Annotated in this window: 15 protein-coding genes; 7 read left to right on the forward strand and 8 right to left on the reverse strand. The window is 73.5% G+C overall.

The genetic code is table 11. The annotated features are described in order from the left end of the window. Positions 1-518: 518 nt before the first annotated feature. Both ACIPKM_RS08800 and ybaK read right to left on the reverse strand, forming a co-directional pair. Entirely contained in the window at positions 519-3113 is a 2595-nt protein-coding gene (locus ACIPKM_RS08800) for an ATP-dependent Clp protease ATP-binding subunit (RefSeq protein WP_402736571.1), read from the reverse strand. Between the two features lie 95 nt (positions 3114-3208). After that, positions 3209-3694, reverse strand: a complete 486-nt coding sequence (ybaK, locus tag ACIPKM_RS08805; protein WP_070418963.1) for a Cys-tRNA(Pro) deacylase — start codon at positions 3692-3694, stop codon at positions 3209-3211. A gap of 67 nt (positions 3695-3761) precedes the next feature. Here ybaK and ACIPKM_RS08810 point away from each other — a divergent pair, with 67 nt between their 5' ends. Together ACIPKM_RS08810 and ACIPKM_RS08815 are read left to right on the forward strand one after the other, a co-directional pair. Next, positions 3762-4037, forward strand: coding sequence for a DUF6412 domain-containing protein (locus ACIPKM_RS08810; protein WP_402736572.1), 276 nt, complete (start codon positions 3762-3764; stop codon positions 4035-4037). 67 nt (positions 4038-4104) lie between these two features. Beyond that, on the forward strand, positions 4105-4842 hold the full coding sequence (locus tag ACIPKM_RS08815) for a YidC/Oxa1 family membrane protein insertase (protein ID WP_402736573.1): 738 nt from the start codon (positions 4105-4107) through the stop codon (positions 4840-4842). Positions 4843-4866: 24 nt separating this feature from the next. Here ACIPKM_RS08815 and ACIPKM_RS08820 read toward each other — a convergent pair whose 3' ends face one another. Next, positions 4867-5070 (reverse strand): hypothetical protein, encoded by a 204-nt coding sequence (locus tag ACIPKM_RS08820; RefSeq protein ID WP_071294668.1) that lies wholly within the window; start codon positions 5068-5070, stop codon positions 4867-4869. Positions 5071-5160: 90 nt separating this feature from the next. Here ACIPKM_RS08820 and ACIPKM_RS08825 point away from each other — a divergent pair, with 90 nt between their 5' ends. Together ACIPKM_RS08825 and ACIPKM_RS08830 are read left to right on the forward strand one after the other, a co-directional pair. Further along, positions 5161-6207 (forward strand): hypothetical protein, encoded by a 1047-nt coding sequence (locus ACIPKM_RS08825; protein WP_402736574.1) that lies wholly within the window; start codon positions 5161-5163, stop codon positions 6205-6207. A gap of 233 nt (positions 6208-6440) precedes the next feature. Next, the gene (locus ACIPKM_RS08830) at positions 6441-7802 is read left to right on the forward strand and encodes an MFS transporter (protein WP_071294666.1); all 1362 of its coding nucleotides are present in this window, start codon (positions 6441-6443) and stop codon (positions 7800-7802) included. Between the two features lie 63 nt (positions 7803-7865). Here the strand turns inward: ACIPKM_RS08830 and ACIPKM_RS08835 are convergent, their stop codons facing one another. Beyond that, positions 7866-9914 carry a carboxypeptidase regulatory-like domain-containing protein gene (locus ACIPKM_RS08835; protein ID WP_402736575.1) on the reverse strand — a complete coding sequence of 683 codons (2049 nt, stop codon included), beginning with the start codon at positions 9912-9914 and terminating at the stop codon, positions 7866-7868. 111 nt (positions 9915-10025) lie between these two features. Further along, entirely contained in the window at positions 10026-10478 is a 453-nt protein-coding gene (locus tag ACIPKM_RS08840) for an NUDIX domain-containing protein (protein WP_402736576.1), read from the reverse strand. Between the two features lie 115 nt (positions 10479-10593). On the opposite strand from ACIPKM_RS08840, the gene ACIPKM_RS08845 reads away from it, so the two are divergent. Then, a complete protein-coding gene (locus tag ACIPKM_RS08845) occupies positions 10594-11502 on the forward strand; it encodes a universal stress protein (RefSeq protein ID WP_402736577.1) in 909 nt (302 codons plus the stop codon). Here the strand turns inward: ACIPKM_RS08845 and ACIPKM_RS08850 are convergent. The 3 genes from ACIPKM_RS08850 to ACIPKM_RS08860 form a co-directional block, all read right to left on the reverse strand. Further along, positions 11454-12473, reverse strand: a complete 1020-nt coding sequence (locus ACIPKM_RS08850) for an SGNH/GDSL hydrolase family protein (RefSeq protein WP_402736578.1) — start codon at positions 12471-12473, stop codon at positions 11454-11456. The two genes, ACIPKM_RS08845 and ACIPKM_RS08850, sit on opposite strands and share 49 nt — an antisense overlap. 117 nt (positions 12474-12590) lie before the next feature. Then, positions 12591-12947, reverse strand: a complete 357-nt coding sequence (locus ACIPKM_RS08855) for a PRC-barrel domain-containing protein (protein ID WP_070418952.1) — start codon at positions 12945-12947, stop codon at positions 12591-12593. 50 nt (positions 12948-12997) lie between these two features. Beyond that, entirely contained in the window at positions 12998-13981 is a 984-nt protein-coding gene (locus ACIPKM_RS08860; RefSeq protein WP_402736579.1) for a glycosyltransferase family 9 protein, read from the reverse strand. 100 nt (positions 13982-14081) lie between these two features. Between ACIPKM_RS08860 and ACIPKM_RS08865 the strand changes: the two genes are divergently transcribed. Next, positions 14082-14633 (forward strand): HAD-IIIA family hydrolase, encoded by a 552-nt coding sequence (locus tag ACIPKM_RS08865; RefSeq protein ID WP_336696444.1) that lies wholly within the window; start codon positions 14082-14084, stop codon positions 14631-14633. Further along, entirely contained in the window at positions 14630-15709 is a 1080-nt protein-coding gene (locus ACIPKM_RS08870; RefSeq protein WP_402736580.1) for a glycosyltransferase family 9 protein, read from the forward strand. Before ACIPKM_RS08865 ends, ACIPKM_RS08870 begins: the two co-directional genes overlap by 4 nt. The last annotated feature ends 28 nt before the right edge of the window (positions 15710-15737 follow it).

The raw sequence follows: 15737 nt of genomic DNA on the forward strand, positions 1-15737 counted from the left end.
GAGATGAATGCGCGAGAATGCATTCCGCGCCCCGTTGAAGAATGCACGACGGGTGCGGTCAGGAATTGCTGCCGATGGAAGGAGCGTCGCACCGGCCACCGACATTCACGACCGGTTTCGGGCACACGCCGAGTGCGTCACCACGAGGGCGACGGGCGAGTGCGACCGAGGGTCGGAACAGCACCGGACGGCGAGGAGGACCTCAGCGCGGACGGGCCGGTCGGAGATGCGACTGGTGTGGGACGCCCCGTGTCAGCGGACCCGGATCGGGGTGCCGCCGGACGTACGGATTCCACGGAACGGAGTCGTTTCGGTGAACATCATGGTCAGGCCCCCTCTCGGTCTCGTGCTGACGCGGTGATTGCTGCTCGTGAACACTATCCACACCGGTATTCCCCGCGCAACCCTTTTCTCGAGATTCGTCCGGAATTGCATTCCCGAACAGTTCGCAGACGCCGGACACGCAGAACGCCCCGGTCCCACGAGGGGTACCGGGGCGTTCGATCCGGACGAGGTGCCTAGACCGCGGCGGGGACCGCGACCGTGGCGTCGAGCGCGCCGTCGACCACGTCGACCCGGACGGTGTCGCCCGCGGCCACGGCCTCGTCGACCACGAGGCTCGCGATGCGGTCGTCGACCTCGCGCTGGATCAGCCGACGGAGCGGGCGGGCGCCGTACTCCGGCTCGTAGCCGTGCTCGGCGAGCCACCCGACCGCGGCGTCCGTCACCGTCAGGGTCATCCCCTGGGCGACGAGGCGCAGCGCGGTGTCCTCGAGCAGGAGTGACACGATCGACTCGATCTGCGCGCGGTCGAGCTTGCGGAACAGCACGATCTCGTCGATGCGGTTGATGAACTCCGGCCGCATCGCCTCACGGAGCTTGCCCATGACCCGGGCGCGCAGGTCGTCCTCGGCGAACCCGTCCCCGGCGCCGACCGGCGCGAAGCCGAGTGCACCGGACCGCGACGCGAGGAACTCCGAACCGATGTTCGACGTCATGATCACGACGGTGTTCCGGAAGTCCACCGTGCGGCCCTGGCCGTCGGTCAGTCGACCGTCGTCGAGCACCTGCAGCAGCAGGTTGAACACGTCCGGGTGCGCCTTCTCGACCTCGTCGAGCAGGACGACCGAGTACGGGTTCCGACGGACACGCTCGGTCAGCTGCCCGGCCTCGTCGTAGCCGACGTACCCGGGAGGGGCGCCGACCAACCGCGACACGGTGTGCCGCTCGCCGAACTCGCTCATGTCGAAGCGCAGCATCGCCGACTCGTCGCCGAACAGCGACCCGGCCAACGCCTTCGCGAGCTCGGTCTTGCCGACACCGGTCGGACCGAGGAACAGGAAGCTGCCCACCGGACGACGGGGGTCGCCCATGCCGGTCCGGCTGCGCCGCACCGCGGTCGCGATCGCCCGCACGGCGTCGTCCTGGCCGACGACGCGCTCGTGGAGTTCGTCCTCGAGCGCGGCGAGCCGGGAGCGGTCGCCCTGCGTCAGGCGGGTCGCCGGGATCCCGGTGGCCCGCGACACGACGGCCGCGATGTCCTCCTCCGTGATCGAGGTGCCCACGGATTCCGGACCGGAGGCGCGACCTGCGTCGGCCGATCCGGCGGCGGTGATCCGCGCCTCCAGTCCGTCGATCTCGTCGCGCAGGCGCGACGCTTCCTCGTAGCGCTCCTCGGCGACGGCCGCGTCCTTCGACGCGCTGAGCGTCGCGACCTGTGCGCGGAGCGCCTCGACGTCGACGTCGCCCGACAGGGCCAGGCGACGACGTGCGCCGGCCTGGTCGATGAGGTCGATGGCCTTGTCCGGCAGGTGCCGGTCGGTGACGTAGCGGTGCGAGAGCTCGACCGAGGCGCGCAGGGCGTCCGGCGTGTAGGTGACGCTGTGGTGCTCCTCGTAGCGCGGGGCGAGTCCGGTGAGGATCGCGACGGCGTCCTCGACGCTCGGCTCCCCCACCGTGACCGGCTGGAAGCGACGCTCGAGTGCGGCGTCCTTCTCGATCCGGCGGTACTCGTTCAGCGTGGTCGCGCCGACCATGTGCAGGTCGCCACGGGCCAGCCGGGGCTTGAGGATGTTGCCGGCGTCCATCGAACCGCCCTCGCCGCCACCACCGGCGCCGACGACGGTGTGGAGCTCGTCCACGAAGACGATGAGCTCGTCGGCGTGCGCCGCGATCTCGTCCATCGCCTTCGTGAGGCGCTCCTCGAAGTCGCCGCGGTAGCGCGTGCCGGAGAGCATGCCGGCGAGGTCGAGGGCGACCACGCGCTTGCCCTGGAGCAGCACGGGCACGTCGCCGTCGGCGATGCGCTGGGCGAGTCCCTCGACGATGGCGGTCTTGCCGACGCCGGGCTCGCCGATGAGGACGGGGTTGTTCTTGGTGCGACGGAGCAGGATCTCGACGGTCTGCTCGATCTCGTCGGCGCGGCCGATCACCGGGTCGATGCGGCCGTCGCGGGCCCGCTCGGTGAGGTCGGTGCCGAACTGGTCGAGCGTCGGGGTGTCGCTCTCGGTGTCGGTGGTCTGGTCGGCGCTCGTGGGCATCGTGCGCCCCTCCCTGGCGGCCGCCGCGGCCTGCGCGGCGTAGTCCTGCATGACCTGCGGGGTGACGCCGGCACTGGCGAGCAGCTGCCCGGTGACGGTGTCCTGGTCCATGACGAGCGCGAAGAAGACGTGCTCGGGATCGGTGTAGGTGCTGCCGAACCCGCGGGCGGCCTGGGTGGCCTCGAGCAGGATCCGCTGCGCGGTCCCGGTCAGGGCCGGGCGACCGTCGGGCTGCTGGCGGGGTTCGCCCGCCATCGGCAGGCGCTGCTCGACCTCGTCCGCGAACTGCTCGGGGTCGACCCCGGCGTGCCGGAGGACCGCGGTGAACGGGTCGGTGCGGACGAGCACGTGCAGCACGTGCAGGGCGTCGATCTCGTGCTGCCCCTGCTCGGCCGCGAACTCGGCGGTGCGCTGGAGCAGCTCGTGGGTGCGACGGCTGAGCAGTCGCGTGATGTCGACCGGGCGTCCCAGCGGTACGGATCGCTGGGCGCCGGAGTCCTGTGCCGCGAGCAGGCGGGCGAGGAACTCGTCGAACGAGTCGTTGCCGCCGGTCGGGCCGAACGTTGCTGGCAAAGGGACCTCCTGGGAACTTGAGTGCCTTCGACTCAATGCAACGCAGGAGGGGCCGGGTCATTCCCGGTCGTGGAAGAAACTTGCGGCGACCCGGCTCAGGTCCGTGCGATCGGTGCTGCGGTCGCCTCGGTGATGCGCACGAGGTCCGCCGGGGACACCTCGATGTCGAAGCCGCGACGCCCGCCGGACACGAAGATGCTCGCGTAGGACAGCGCCGACTCGTCCACCACGGTCGGCAGCTTCGTCTTCTGCCCGACCGGGCTGATCCCGCCCACCACGTAGCCCGTGCGCTTCTCGGCGAGGGCCGGGTCCGCGAGCGTCGCCTTCTTCCCGCCGACGGCAGCCGCGATCGCCTTGAGGTCGAGCCGGTTCGCCACCGGGACGATCGCCACGGCCAGGGCACCGTCGACCGACACCACGAGGGTCTTGAACACCTGCTCCTCGCGGAGCCCGAGGGCGGCCGCGGCCTCCTCGCCGAAGTTCGTGGCGGTCTCGTGGTGCTCGTACACGTGCGGCGTGTACGCGACCCCTGCCCGCTCGAGGGCGGCGGTCGCTGGGGTGCTCGGCGAACCTGCGGTCATGGGCACGATCCTGCCGTGACCAGCCACTTCCCCCACGACGGCGCGCGGGCGTTACCCTGAACGGACCATGACCGTCGTCGAACTCCTGCTGCGCGCCACCGCCGCGCTGGTGCTCGGCGACCCGTCGGTCGGTGCCGTCCCGCTCCTCGCGGTCGCCGCGCTCGGGCTCACGGCCGTGGCGGTCGCGGTGCTGGTCGCCGGCGTCCTCGCGATCGTCCTCGGCCTGGTGCCGGTCCGGTCGCTGTCGTCGCGCGCCCCGGTCGACCTCGTGACGCGGATCGCGTGGAGCCACCCCGACGCCGACGGGCACGCCCGACCCCGGGCACCGGGAGCCGTCGCCTGAGGCCCTGACCACCGACCGGTGAACGGGCCGTACACGCGACCCCTCCCACCGAACCGATCGGAACGTCATGGACCTCACCACCCTGCCCCTCGTCAGGCCGCTGCTGCACGGCGGCGCCGACCTCCTCGCCGCCACCACCGCGGCGCTCTCCCCCGTCGCCGGAGGGCTCGCCGCCGCCGTCGCCGTCATGCTGCTCACCCTCGTGGTCCGAGCCGTGCTCGTCCCGCTCGCCGTGCTGCAGGTCCGCGCGGAACGGGACCGCCGACGCCTCGCCCCGCAGATCGCCGCGCTCCGGAGGCGCCACGCGAAGGACGCCGAACGGCTGCAGCGTGCGATGCAGGAGCTCTACACGAACGAGAAGGTCTCGCCGCTCGCCGGGTGCCTGCCGGTCCTCGCCCAGGCACCGGTGCTGTCGCTGGTGTACACGCTGTTCACGCACGCCTCGATCGACGGCACGGTGAACACCCTGCTGACGGCCACGCTCGCGGGCGTCCCGCTCGGGCACTCGCTCGTGGTCGTCGTGACCTCGCCGCTCTGGTGGCACGCGTGGGTCGTGGTGCTCCTGCTCGCCGTGCTCGCCCTCGTGGTCGAGCTCACCCGGCGCGCGAACCTGCGGTGGAACCCGGCGGCGGTGCCGGACGCCGCGGTGCCGGGAGCGGGTGCGGCGGCGGCGATCGGCCGGTGGGCACCGTTCGTCACGGTGGTGTTCGCCGCGATCGCACCCCTGGCCGCCGCACTCTACGTCGTCACGAGTGCGGCGTGGACGCTCGGGGAACGTGCGGTGCTGCGACGCGTGCTCGCCTGACGTCGCGGTCGGGCGGCGGGCGTGTCAGCCGCCCTGGCCCTCCTGCTGCGGGCCCTGGTCGACGGGGTCGTACTCGGTGCCGCGGCCCTGCTCCTCGTCCGGCAGGGGGACGTGCCGCTCGGTGCCCGTCCCGCCCGGGCTCGTCGCGACGTAGTCGGCCTCCCCGGACTGCGTGTCGTGGCTCAGGGGCTCGAGGGTCTCGGGGTCGGGATCGTGCTTGTCGCTCATGACCCCCGTCTACGCCCCGCGAACTGGGTGCGCGCCCGCACGGCGCCGGTGGGACGATGGGCGGACAGTGCGACCGGACCGGGAGTGCGCATGGCCGACGACGACGTGGCAGCAGAACGAGCACGGCTCGAGGCGCTCGCATGGGGTGGTGCCGCGTCCGAGACCGACGCGGCCGCAGCGCGGCTCGCCCTCGAGCGGCTCGGCCGAGGACGGCGCGGTCCAGGAGGCGCGGCTCCCGTCTCCCCGCGGGCCCGGTCGACGGGGCGGTCGCGTCCGACCCCCGCGGCGGGCTCCGACCGGGCCGTCACGTCCGGCACGACGAGCCCGTTCCACACCGGCGGTGCGCGGCCCCTCGCCGGTTCCTCGGGAGCCGCCGCTGACCAGATGGTGACGCCGGCACCGGGTCCGGTCTCGGTGCCGTCGACACCGGGGCCGCGGACACCGGACGCGGGACCACAGCACGCGGCCGCCGCCGAGGGTGCTCCGAGCACGGTCGACCGGGCGGCGACCGACGACACGAGCGGGGTCCCCGACGGACCGGACCACGGGGTGGGGACCGGCCACGGGACGGAGCCGGGCGACCGTGACGGAGGCGGGTCGCGCCTCCTGGACCGCATCGGCGCCTGGCGGACGCGAGCCGCACGGGTGCTCTGGACCACCCGGCCACGGGTCTGGATCGGGCTGGGCGTCGCGGCTGCCGTCGGCGTGGCGTTCGCGGCGGGGACGGTGGTCGGGACCTCGAGGCCGGACCCGGCGGCGGCGCCGAGCGTGACGCCGAGTGCCGGGACGATCACGCTCGAGGACCTGCTGGACGCGCCGCAGACCTACGCCGACCAGCTACCGGGACCGGTCGAGGCGCCGGTCACGCTCCGGACGACGCGACTCATCTTCACGAACCGCGCGCTCGACGGCGGCTCGTTCGAGACCCCCTGGAGCGTGTGGGCCGGCGTCGGGACGGACCGCTCGACGATCTGCCTCGTCGCGACGGCGAACCGGCTGGAGTCGACGTCCGCGTGCTACCCGCGGCAGGACGCGCTGCACGGGTCGGTCTCGCTGTCGGCGCAGTCGATGAGCGGCACGCTGACGCTGAGCCTCCGGGGCGGCGGGGTGCAGGGCACCGTGACGAACGAGAACTGATCGGGAATGTCTCGGCACTGACGGCGTTGGAGCGCTCCTAGGACTTTCTCGGCGAAGGCCCTCGCATCTCCTCGCTGCAGCGTGCAACACTGGAAGAGCGCACTCGCCGTGGAGTCGTACCCACAATCCACACACCACAGCGAGCGCGCATCGTCGGCCGGCACCGTCCGGTCCGGTCGTCGTCACGTCGACACCGACGCGCGCTCCGCCGTTCCCCGGAGGAGGTCAGCATCGTGTCCACCAACACCACCACCTCGGCCGTGTCGACGAACACGCGGCCGATCACCGTCACCACGCAGTCGATCGTCGGCATCGCCGTGCTCGGGCTCGCGACGTTCTTCGCGATCACGACCGAGCTCATGCCGGTCGGGCTGCTCGGCACCATGAGCGCCGACCTCGGCGTCTCCGAGTCGACCATGGGCATCGTCGTGACGGTGTACGCCGCCGCCGTGGCGATCCTCGCGCTGCCGCTCACGTCCTTCACCGCCCGGCTCCCCCGCAAGACCGTCCTCGTGGCGACGCTCATCGGCTACACGGTGTCGAACGTGATGATCGCGCTCGCGCCGTCCTTCGCGGTGGTCTGCGCCGGTCGCATCGTCGGCGGTGTCGCACACGCACTCTTCTTCTCGGTCGCCTCGGCCTACGCGACGCGGATCGTGCCGCCGCGTCTCGCCGGTCGCGCGATCGCGTTCGTGTACTCCGGCAGCTCGCTCGGCTTCGTCATCGGCGTGCCCGTGGCGACCTGGGTCGCGCAGTCGATCGGGTGGCGCCCGGCCGTCGGTGCCGTCGCCGTCGCCGCAGCAGCACTGGCCGTCGTCGCGCTCCTGTTCCTGCCGAGCGTCCGCGGGGCATCGTCGCCGCACATCGGATCCCCGAAGGCCTGGGCCCGCACCGGCCTGCTCTCCGTCGTGATCGCCGACCTGCTGCTCTTCGCCGGGCACTACGTCGTCTACACCTACATCGGGCCGTACGCGATCGACGCCGGGCTCGACGCCGACATGGTCAGCGGGGCGCTGCTCGTCCTCGGCGGCACGGGTGTCGTGGGCCTCTGGCTCGCCGGCATGTTCGTCGACCGGGCTCCGCGGCAGACGCTCATCGCGGCCGTCGCCGTGATGGCAGCGGCGTTCGCGGTGCTGCCGTTCGTACACGGGTCGCTGCTCGGCACGATGGTCGTCGCCGGTGTGTGGATGGCCGCGAACGGCACCACCGGCACGCTCTTCATGGCCGCGGCGATCCGCTCCGGCGGTGTCTCGCCCGACATCGCGGGTGCGCTCATCAACGGTGCGTCGAACATCGGCATCGCCGGCGGCGCGGCCATCGGCGGCCAGGCACTCGGGGTCGTCGGGCTGCAGTTCATGCCGTTCGCCGGGGCCGTCGTGCTGGTCGGGTCGCTCGGCGTCGTGATCGCGGCGCGTCGGGGCTTCCCGGTGCACACGCACAACCAGGAGCACCTGTCGACCTCGTCGATCGAGGCGATCACGTCGTCGCTCGCGGTCGTCACGACCTCGGTGCCGGTGGTGTCGCGGGCGATCCAGACCCTGACGGGGTCGGTCGCGGTGGCGACGGGTTCGGTGCCGACGCGTCGGCGGCGCTGAGGCGCCCCGCACGCACGACGGGGCGGGACCGGCAGCGCCGGCCCCGCCCCGTCGTGTGTGCGGTCAGTCCTGCAGATGCGACGTCCGGCGGCGGTTGCGCACCGCACGGAACGTCAGGAGCCCGCCGCCGAGCAGCACGAGCACGCCCGCCGCGATGAGCCCCGGCGTCAGGTCGGCGCCCGTGTACGCCAGCGCGCCGCCGGTGGTCGATCCGCCACCGGACGAGATCGGCGTCGTGCCGGAACCGCCGCCGGGGGTCGGAGCCGGAGCGGGAGCCGACGGCGTGGGCGTCGGGGTCGGGGTCACGACGGCGGCCGGGACCGTGATCGCCAGCGCCGCGGCCGAACCGCTCGCGGGCGTGGTGATCGTCACCGGGTCCGCGCCGTCGACCTCGACGGTGTACTCCGTCTCGGGCGCGAGGCCGGTGAGGTCGAACGTCCCGTCCGTGCCCGTGGTGGTCCGGACGGGGTCACCGGCCTCCGGGTCAGTCGGGGTCGCGACGACGTCGACGCCCGCGGCCGGGTCGCCGTTCGTGTCGGTGACCGTGCCGGGCTGGTCCGTGGTCGTGACGACCGGCGCCGCGGGCGTCGCGAACGGCAGGTTCGACTCCGCGCTCGCGCCACCGGCGACGGTGACCCCGGTGTTCTGGGTCGGGCCGGTCGCGCCGGGCTCCGGGACGGTGGTGCGGACGGTGTACGTGCCGGCCGCGGTGTGGAACGTGTAGCGGCCCGAGGCGTCCGTGGTGGTCGAGGCCACGACGGTGGTGCCCTGCAGCAGCTCCACGACCTGACCGGCCGCGACGGGAGCGCCGTCGAGGCTGACGACACCGGTGACGGTCGCGATGACCGCGGCGGGGGCCTCGATCGGGTCGAGCGCGGTGGGGTCGCCACCGGCCGGTCCGGTCGTGATCGTCGTCGGGTCCTCGTCGCCGACCGAGACACCGAGGTCGGTGCCGGCGGGCAGGTCGGAACCGGTGTAGACGCCGTCGCTGTTCGTCGTCGTGTTGACGAGTTCCTCGCCGTCGGACGGGTCGACGATCACCACGGGGACGTTCGACACCGGGTTGCCGTCGGCGTCGGTCACGGTGCCGATCACCGAGGTGGTGCCCGGTGGTGCGGTGAACGGGAAGTCCACGACCTGGTCGGCGCCGCCGGGAACCGTGTTGAGGGACGTCGTCGTCGACGGGGTGCCGTCGGCGTTCGGCGGCGGCGTGATCGTCACGGTGTAGCCGCCGATGACCGGGAGCTCCGGGAACGAGTAGGTGCCGTCGGCGCCCGTGGTCGTCGTGTAGAGCGTGCCGCGGGGTGCCTGCACCGTGACGGTCGCGCCGGGGATCGGGGTGTCGTCGAGCGTCGCGGTGCCGGTGATCGCCGCCGTCCGGTTGGCGAACCAGGTCTGGTAGACGGGGAACCCGCTGCGCTGCTGGTAGGTGATCGTCAGGGTCTCGAGCGGGACCGTCGGCGTGAACCACGCGGTCGCGCCGGAGGTGTCGTTGGCGGCCGCGTTCCCCGTCAGGGTCCGGGTCGCGGCGTCCCACGTGGGGGCGTCCTGGCCAGCAGGGACCCCGCCCGGATCGGCCGGGCAGCTCCATCCGCCGGCGGAGACGGACGAGCACGAGTTGTACGAGCTCTGGTAGCCGAGCTGTGCCGCGGTCGCCGCTGCGCCGCCCTGGACGGTCGCGGAGATCGTCGCCTGGTCGGCGTCGACGTCACCGAGGACGAAGGACCAGCTGCCGTTGCCCGGGGTCGCACCGTCGAAGGTGTAGGTCGTGGTCGACGCTGCCGACGAGGTCGGCGAGTCGGCGTTCGGGCGCTGGTTGATGTAGGTGTTCCCGCGGCTCGAGCCGTACACCGCGCCCGGTCCCGTCGACGGCCCCTGCCAGGTCGAGGCACCGCTGATCACGGTGGACTGCCGTGAGTTCGACGAGAACGTCGTCGCCGGGAACCCCGGCAGTGTCATCGTGCCCGTGTAGGCCTTGCTCGACCCGCTGACGGTGAACGTGCCCCAGTGGCCGGCCGGCGCGGCGGACGCGCTCGTGGCGCCCCCGATCGCCAGACCCGCTCCGAGCACGATCCCGGTCAGCCCTGCGGTGACTGCGCGCCAACGCCGCATGTGGAACTCCCCTGTTTCGGCGCCGCCTCACCACGACGCTCGCTCAGGTTATCCAGCGACCGCGAAGTCCGTCCACACCGAGACGTGTTCGTGACACGCGCCCGGAGCCGGTCACTCCGCGGTCAGCCGGTCCAACGCCGCGACCTGTCCCGCGACGACCATCGACCGCGCCTCGTCGATCGGGACCCAGCGTGCGTCGTCGACCTCCGGCACCTCGACGAACCGTCCGGAGCCCCGCGGCAGCTCGATCCGCGCCGTGTTCGACCGCACCCGATCGACCGAGAAGCCCGGGGCGTCGACCGCGAACACCCGCACGCGCTTGCCGGACGCCTGCCGCACCTCGCCGAGGTCGGTCACCGGTCCGTCCGGTGCGGCGACCCCGATCTCCTCGGCGAACTCGCGCCGTGCGGTGTCGAGCGGGTCCTCGTCCCCCTCGACGATCCCCTTCGGGATCGACCACGCGCGCGGGCGGTTCCGCCAGAACGGCCCGCCCGTGTGCGCGATCCAGACCTGCACGCCGGCGTCGTCGGCCCGGTACAGCAGGAGTCCAGCGCTCAACACCACAGCGCGAGGCTACACAGCGGGCAACGGCGACACAGCGGGCAACGGGAGTAGTTTGCAGCGCAAGGAGCGCCATGGCGACGCCCCCGGAGGACCCCGGACGAGGAGGTCGATCGGGATGGACGAACGGTGGACGACGGTCACACTGGCCGCCGACGCGGCGAAGCCGCACGAGGAAGCCCTGCACTGGGTCACGTCCCGGGTCGGCACGGGCATCGAACGCATCCGGGTCATCGGCGTGGACCCGGCGATCGAAGGGCGCACCGGTCCGGACGGCAAGCGCGTGGCCGACGCCCTGGCGGACGCTGCCCGCAGCGCGATGCCCGACGTCCGGGTCGAGGTGCGTCGACACGCCGGGCCCTTCGCCGCGGCACTCGTCGAGGAGTCGGACGGTGGCGACCTGCTCGTCGTCGGGACCTTCCGCGGCCGGCGCGGTTCGACGGCCGGTGGCGACCCGGCCCGGGTCGCCGAACGTGCAGCGGTGCCGACGGTCGTCGTGCCGGAGGGACCGCACCCGATCGACGGCGACGTCGTCCTCGCGGTCGAGGAGCCGATCGACGAACGCGCCCTCGCGATCGCCGTCGACGAGGCGCACCGACTTCACCGTCGCGTGACGCTCCTGCGTGCCTGGGAGATGCCGGTGCTGACTCGCACGGGCCTCACGGACTTCGCCGAGGACCCGATGCGGTGGCGCACCAGGAACGCCGAGCTGCTGCAGCGGGTCACGACGGACCTGACCGCTCGGTACCCCGGCGTCCGGTTCCACCCGCTGCTCGTCGAGGGGCACCCGGGGCACGCGATCGCCGCGCACACCCGCCGTGCCTCGCTCGTCGTGCTCGGCCTCGGACACGTGACGGCGCTCTCGGGGTCGGTGCTGCACGACGTCCTGCGGGAGACGGCGTCGCCGGTGTGCGTGGTCCCACGGGCGGCGCACGGCGCACACGACGTCGGGAGCGCGGAGGTCCCCGCCGCGACCGGTCAGCCGGCGAGGTCGCGCGCGGCGGCCGCCACGCGCTTCGTGAGGTAGGCGACGCCCCGCGTGTTCGGGTGCAGGGCTCCCGGCTCGAGGTCGATCCGCCGCAGGTCGCCGGTGCCGTCGAGCGAGACGCCCGACACGTAGGGCTTCTTCGTCGCGCACGCCGAGTGCGCCTGGGTGGACGAGAACACGTCGACGAACCGGACCCCGGCCGCCCGTGCCGCCGACGCCGAGACGTCGTTCAGCGCCTCCTGCACGCCGTGCAGGTACCGCACGTCGGTGTTCGTGAACGGGTACGAGTTCGTCGGGAAGGACCCCGCGAGCGTCCCGAGGTCGAGGGCGGACCGGAAGCAGCCGCCCTTCGGCGTGTGGTCGGCGTCCGGGAAGATCGCCGGGTACCCGAGGAAGAGGATCGTCGCGTTCGGCGCGGCTTCCTTGACCGTGGCGAGGGTGTCGGCGATGCCGAGGGCGACGCGGGACTCGATCTTCGTGCCGAGCAGGTCCTCGCCGTCGGTCACGAGCGTGCTCCGGCAGGACGGTGCGTCGCGTCCGGAGAACACCGGGCCCTTCGCCGAGAGCGCGAGGCAGGACGCCGCCGTGCCGAAGAGGTCGGCGTCGTTCCCGCCGATCGTCAGCGTCACCAGGCGGGTGCGTTCGGACAGCGACCGGATCTGCGGGGGCACACCCTTGAACTGGAAGCCGCTCGTGACGTCGTCGCTCGTGGCGCCGCCGCACGTGACGTCGGTGAGGGCGAGCCCGAAGCGCGCGGCGATGCGGTGCGGGTAGTCCTGGGCGGACTGCCCGCACGCACTCGTCGGCAGGTGCGTCGGGTCGGACAGCCCGTACCCGGCGGAGTAGGAGTCGCCGAGCGCGACGTACTCGCTGCCCGGCGGGATGTCCGCGAGCGTCTCCTCCGGCACACCGGTCACCGGGTAGGGCTGCGGGACCGGCCACATCGGCGCAGCCGACGCCGCACCACCACTCGCGACCGATCCGGCGAGCACGACGAAGGCCGCCACCACGGCGAGCAGCGTCGAGCGGACGGAGCGGAGCAGGTTCGGCCTCCAGGGACGGGTCGGACGGACCAGGCTAACCGGTCGACCCGGCTGCCGCGGTCAGCGACCGACCGGGCGCCGCGGTCAGCGACGACCCAGGCGCCGCTCTCCCCCGCTGCCGGTGCGGTACTCGAGCCCGTAGTGCTGGTAGACCTCCGGTTCGAGCGACGCGTCGAGCTCGCCGTCGGTCGCGATCGTCGGCGCGGCCTTGATGGTCTTCTTCGGGTATGCGACACGCAGGTGCTTCGGCGCGACGAGGGCTCCGGTCAGGGGCACGAACAGGAGCTTCTGGAAGCCGACCATCCCCGTGGTCACCGCGCCGAAGGCGGGCTCGGACGTCGCGGTGTCGTAGTAGATGCTCTCGAGCGTCCCGACCTTGTCGTCCGCCTCGTCGACGACCGGCAGGCCGATCCAGTCCCGGATGTTCGCGGCTTCGAACACGTGCGCCTCCTCGCGAGCACCCGGCGCGTCCGGGTCGCTCGCCGTCGACGCTACCGGGCCGCGGACGGGTCGGTCACGCCGAGCGAGTCCACCGCGGCGAGCACGTCGTCGGGCCCGATGGCGAGCAGCGCGGGGTCCGGGTCGTCGGCGAAGACGTCGCCGCGCCGCACCGAGGCGTCGGTGAGGACGACGTGCGGACCCGAGGCGGGCGGCCCCCACGCCTCCGGCGGCGCCGGACCGAAGACGACCACCGACGGGACGCCGTAGGCGGACGCGAGGTGCGCGGCGCCGGTGTCGACCGTCACGACGAGCTGCGCGGCCGCGATCACGCCCGCGAAGTCCTGCAGTGCGAGCACGCCGGCCAGGACCGCCCCCGGCGCCAGCCCGGCCGCCTGCGCGACGGCGGCGGCGCGCTCGACGTCGTCCGCGCCTCCCGTCAGCACCACGTCGAGGCCGCGCTCGCGCAGTCCGCGCACCACGGCGGCGAAGCGGTCCGTCGGCCAGTGCCGCGCACCGTGGAACGCGCCGACGTGCACGACCGCGGCACCCTCGGCGACCGACGGCGCGTCGGGACGGGCGATCGCGACGTCGTCGGGGTCGGCCTCGATCCCGTGCCACCGGAGCAGGTCGGCCCAGCGGTCGCGCTCGTGCACCGCGTCGGGCCACTCCGGTCCGTCGAAGCCGTTCGTGGGGTCGGCGTGGCCGATCACCCGACGGGCACCGAGCGCGGCGACGAGGTCGGACGACTCCGGCCCGGCGCCGTGCAGGTTCACGGCCACGTCGACCGCGCCCGCGGGTGCGCCGATCGGGTGGTCCAGACCGTGCTGGGCGAGGTGCACGTCCACGTCGGGCACGAGTTCCACGACGGGCGCCAGCCAGGCCGTCGTCGCGAGCGAGATCCGGTGGTCCGGGAAGGCGCGGCGCAGCGCGTGCAGTGCGGGCACGGCGACGAGCAGGTCGCCGAGCTTGATGGCGCGGAGCACGAGCAGCTCGGGGCGCCCGTCGGACGGGGGCAGGGTGTCGACGGCGGTCACCGCGCCGACGCTAGACGGACGCCGCCGCCCGCCCGTCCGGGAACGCGTTCCGCGGCTGTTCCTGAACCCGTCACCGGCCCGCGGTCGGTACGTCAGGAGCATGGCCCTCGCTCCGGACCGCACCGTGCGCGGTCTCCTCTTCGACCGGGACGACACGCTCGTCATCGACGTCCCGTACAACGCCGACCCGCACCGGGTGGTGCCCGTCCCCGGCGCGCGTCGAGCGGTGGCACGTGCCCGTGCCGCCGGGCTGGCGCTCGGGGTCGTCACGAACCAGTCGGTGATCGCGAGGGGGATGGCGACGCGCGAGCAGGTCGACGCCACGAACGCCCGGGTGGACGAACTCGTCGGACCCTTCGACGTGTGGTGCGTCTGCCCGCACGACGCCGACGACGACTGCGCGTGCCGGAAGCCGCGGCCCGGGATGGTCCTCGACGCGGCCGGACGACTCGGTCTCGACCCGTCCGAGCTCGTGGTCGTCGGCGACATCGGCGCGGACGTCGGCGCCGCTCTGGCCGCGGGCGCCCAGGCCGTCCTGGTCCCGACGCCGCGCACCCGGCAGGAGGAGGTCGACGCCGCGCCGACCGTGGCGGCGACGATCGAGGACGCCGTGGCGCTCGTCCTCGACCACGTGCGGGCGGTGCGCTCGTGAGGACCGGACCCCGGGTCCTCGTCGTCCGGCTCGACTCGTTCGGCGACGTCCTCGTCGCCGGGCTCGCCGTCCGGGCCGTGGCCGCCGGCGCGTCCCACGTGACGATGCTGTGCGGGCCGCAGGGTGCACCCGCCGCGGACCTGCTGCCCGGCGTGGACCGGGTCCGGGTCTGGGCGGCGCCGTGGGTCACCGAGACCGCCCGCCCGATCGACGACGCACTGCTCGCCGACTTCCGCGCCCTGGTCGCCGAGGAGGCGCCGGACGAGGCCGTGGTCCTCACCTCGTTCCACCAGTCGCCGTTGCCGGTCGCGCTGCTGCTCCGCCTCGCGGGCGTCCGTCGCGTCTCCGGCGCGAGCGTCGACCACCCCGGTTCACTGCTCGACGTGCGGCTCCGACCCGGCGAGGACCTCCCCGAGGACGTCCCGGAACCCGAGCGCGCCCTCCGCATCGCCGAGGCCGCCGGGTTCCGACTGCCGTCGGGTGCGTCCAGGAGGCTCGGCGTGCGTCTCGACGTCGCCCCGCCTGCCGAGGTGGCCGGGCTGGACCGGTACGTGGTCGTGCACCCCGGCGCGAGCGTCCCGGCCCGCGCCTGGCCGGAGGACCGTCACCGGGCCCTCGTCGCCGCGTACGCGGCGCAGGGCACCGCCGTCGTCGTCACCGGCTCGCCGGGCGAGCGCGCCCTGACGGCGCGGGTCGCCGGCGACACCGCGATCGACCTCGGCGGACGCACCACGCCGGCCGAGCTCGCGGCGGTCCTGGCCGGTGCCGAGGTCGTCGTCGTGGGCAACACGGGGCCGGCGCACCTCGCCGCAGCGGTGGGCGTGCCGATCGTCAGCCTGTTCTCGCCGGTGGTCCCGGCGGTCAAGTGGGCGCCGGACGCACCGCTCGTCGAACTGCTCGGCGACCAGGGGGCTCCGTGTCGCCTCAGCCGAGCCCGAGCGTGCCCGGTGCCGGGGCACCCGTGCCTGTCCTCCGTGCGCATCGAGGACGTCCTCGAAGCGCACCGGAGGCTGCTCGACCGCGCTTCCCGGATGGTCCGGAGAAGTCTGCGGAGCACGCCAGAAGGTGCTGCGTAGCTTCCGCACTGCTCCTCCTCCTCTTCTC

Source organism: Curtobacterium sp. NPDC086286, from assembly GCF_044746255.1.
Classification (GTDB): domain Bacteria; phylum Actinomycetota; class Actinomycetes; order Actinomycetales; family Microbacteriaceae; genus Curtobacterium.

What these genes read in the sequence shown, in the direction of transcription:
- ACIPKM_RS08835 (WP_402736575.1), bottom strand. Translation starts at nt 9,914, where the DNA reads ATGCGGCGTTGGCGCGCAGTCACCGCAGGGCTGACCGGGATCGTGCTC.
- ACIPKM_RS08810 (WP_402736572.1), top strand. Translation starts at nt 3,762, where the DNA reads ATGACCGTCGTCGAACTCCTGCTGCGCGCCACCGCCGCGCTGGTGCTC.
- ACIPKM_RS08820 (WP_071294668.1), bottom strand. Translation starts at nt 5,070, where the DNA reads ATGAGCGACAAGCACGATCCCGACCCCGAGACCCTCGAGCCCCTGAGC.
- ybaK (WP_070418963.1), bottom strand. Translation starts at nt 3,694, where the DNA reads ATGACCGCAGGTTCGCCGAGCACCCCAGCGACCGCCGCCCTCGAGCGG.
- ACIPKM_RS08815 (WP_402736573.1), top strand. Translation starts at nt 4,105, where the DNA reads ATGGACCTCACCACCCTGCCCCTCGTCAGGCCGCTGCTGCACGGCGGC.
- ACIPKM_RS08825 (WP_402736574.1), top strand. Translation starts at nt 5,161, where the DNA reads ATGGCCGACGACGACGTGGCAGCAGAACGAGCACGGCTCGAGGCGCTC.
- ACIPKM_RS08845 (WP_402736577.1), top strand. Translation starts at nt 10,594, where the DNA reads ATGGACGAACGGTGGACGACGGTCACACTGGCCGCCGACGCGGCGAAG.
- ACIPKM_RS08865 (WP_336696444.1), top strand. Translation starts at nt 14,082, where the DNA reads ATGGCCCTCGCTCCGGACCGCACCGTGCGCGGTCTCCTCTTCGACCGG.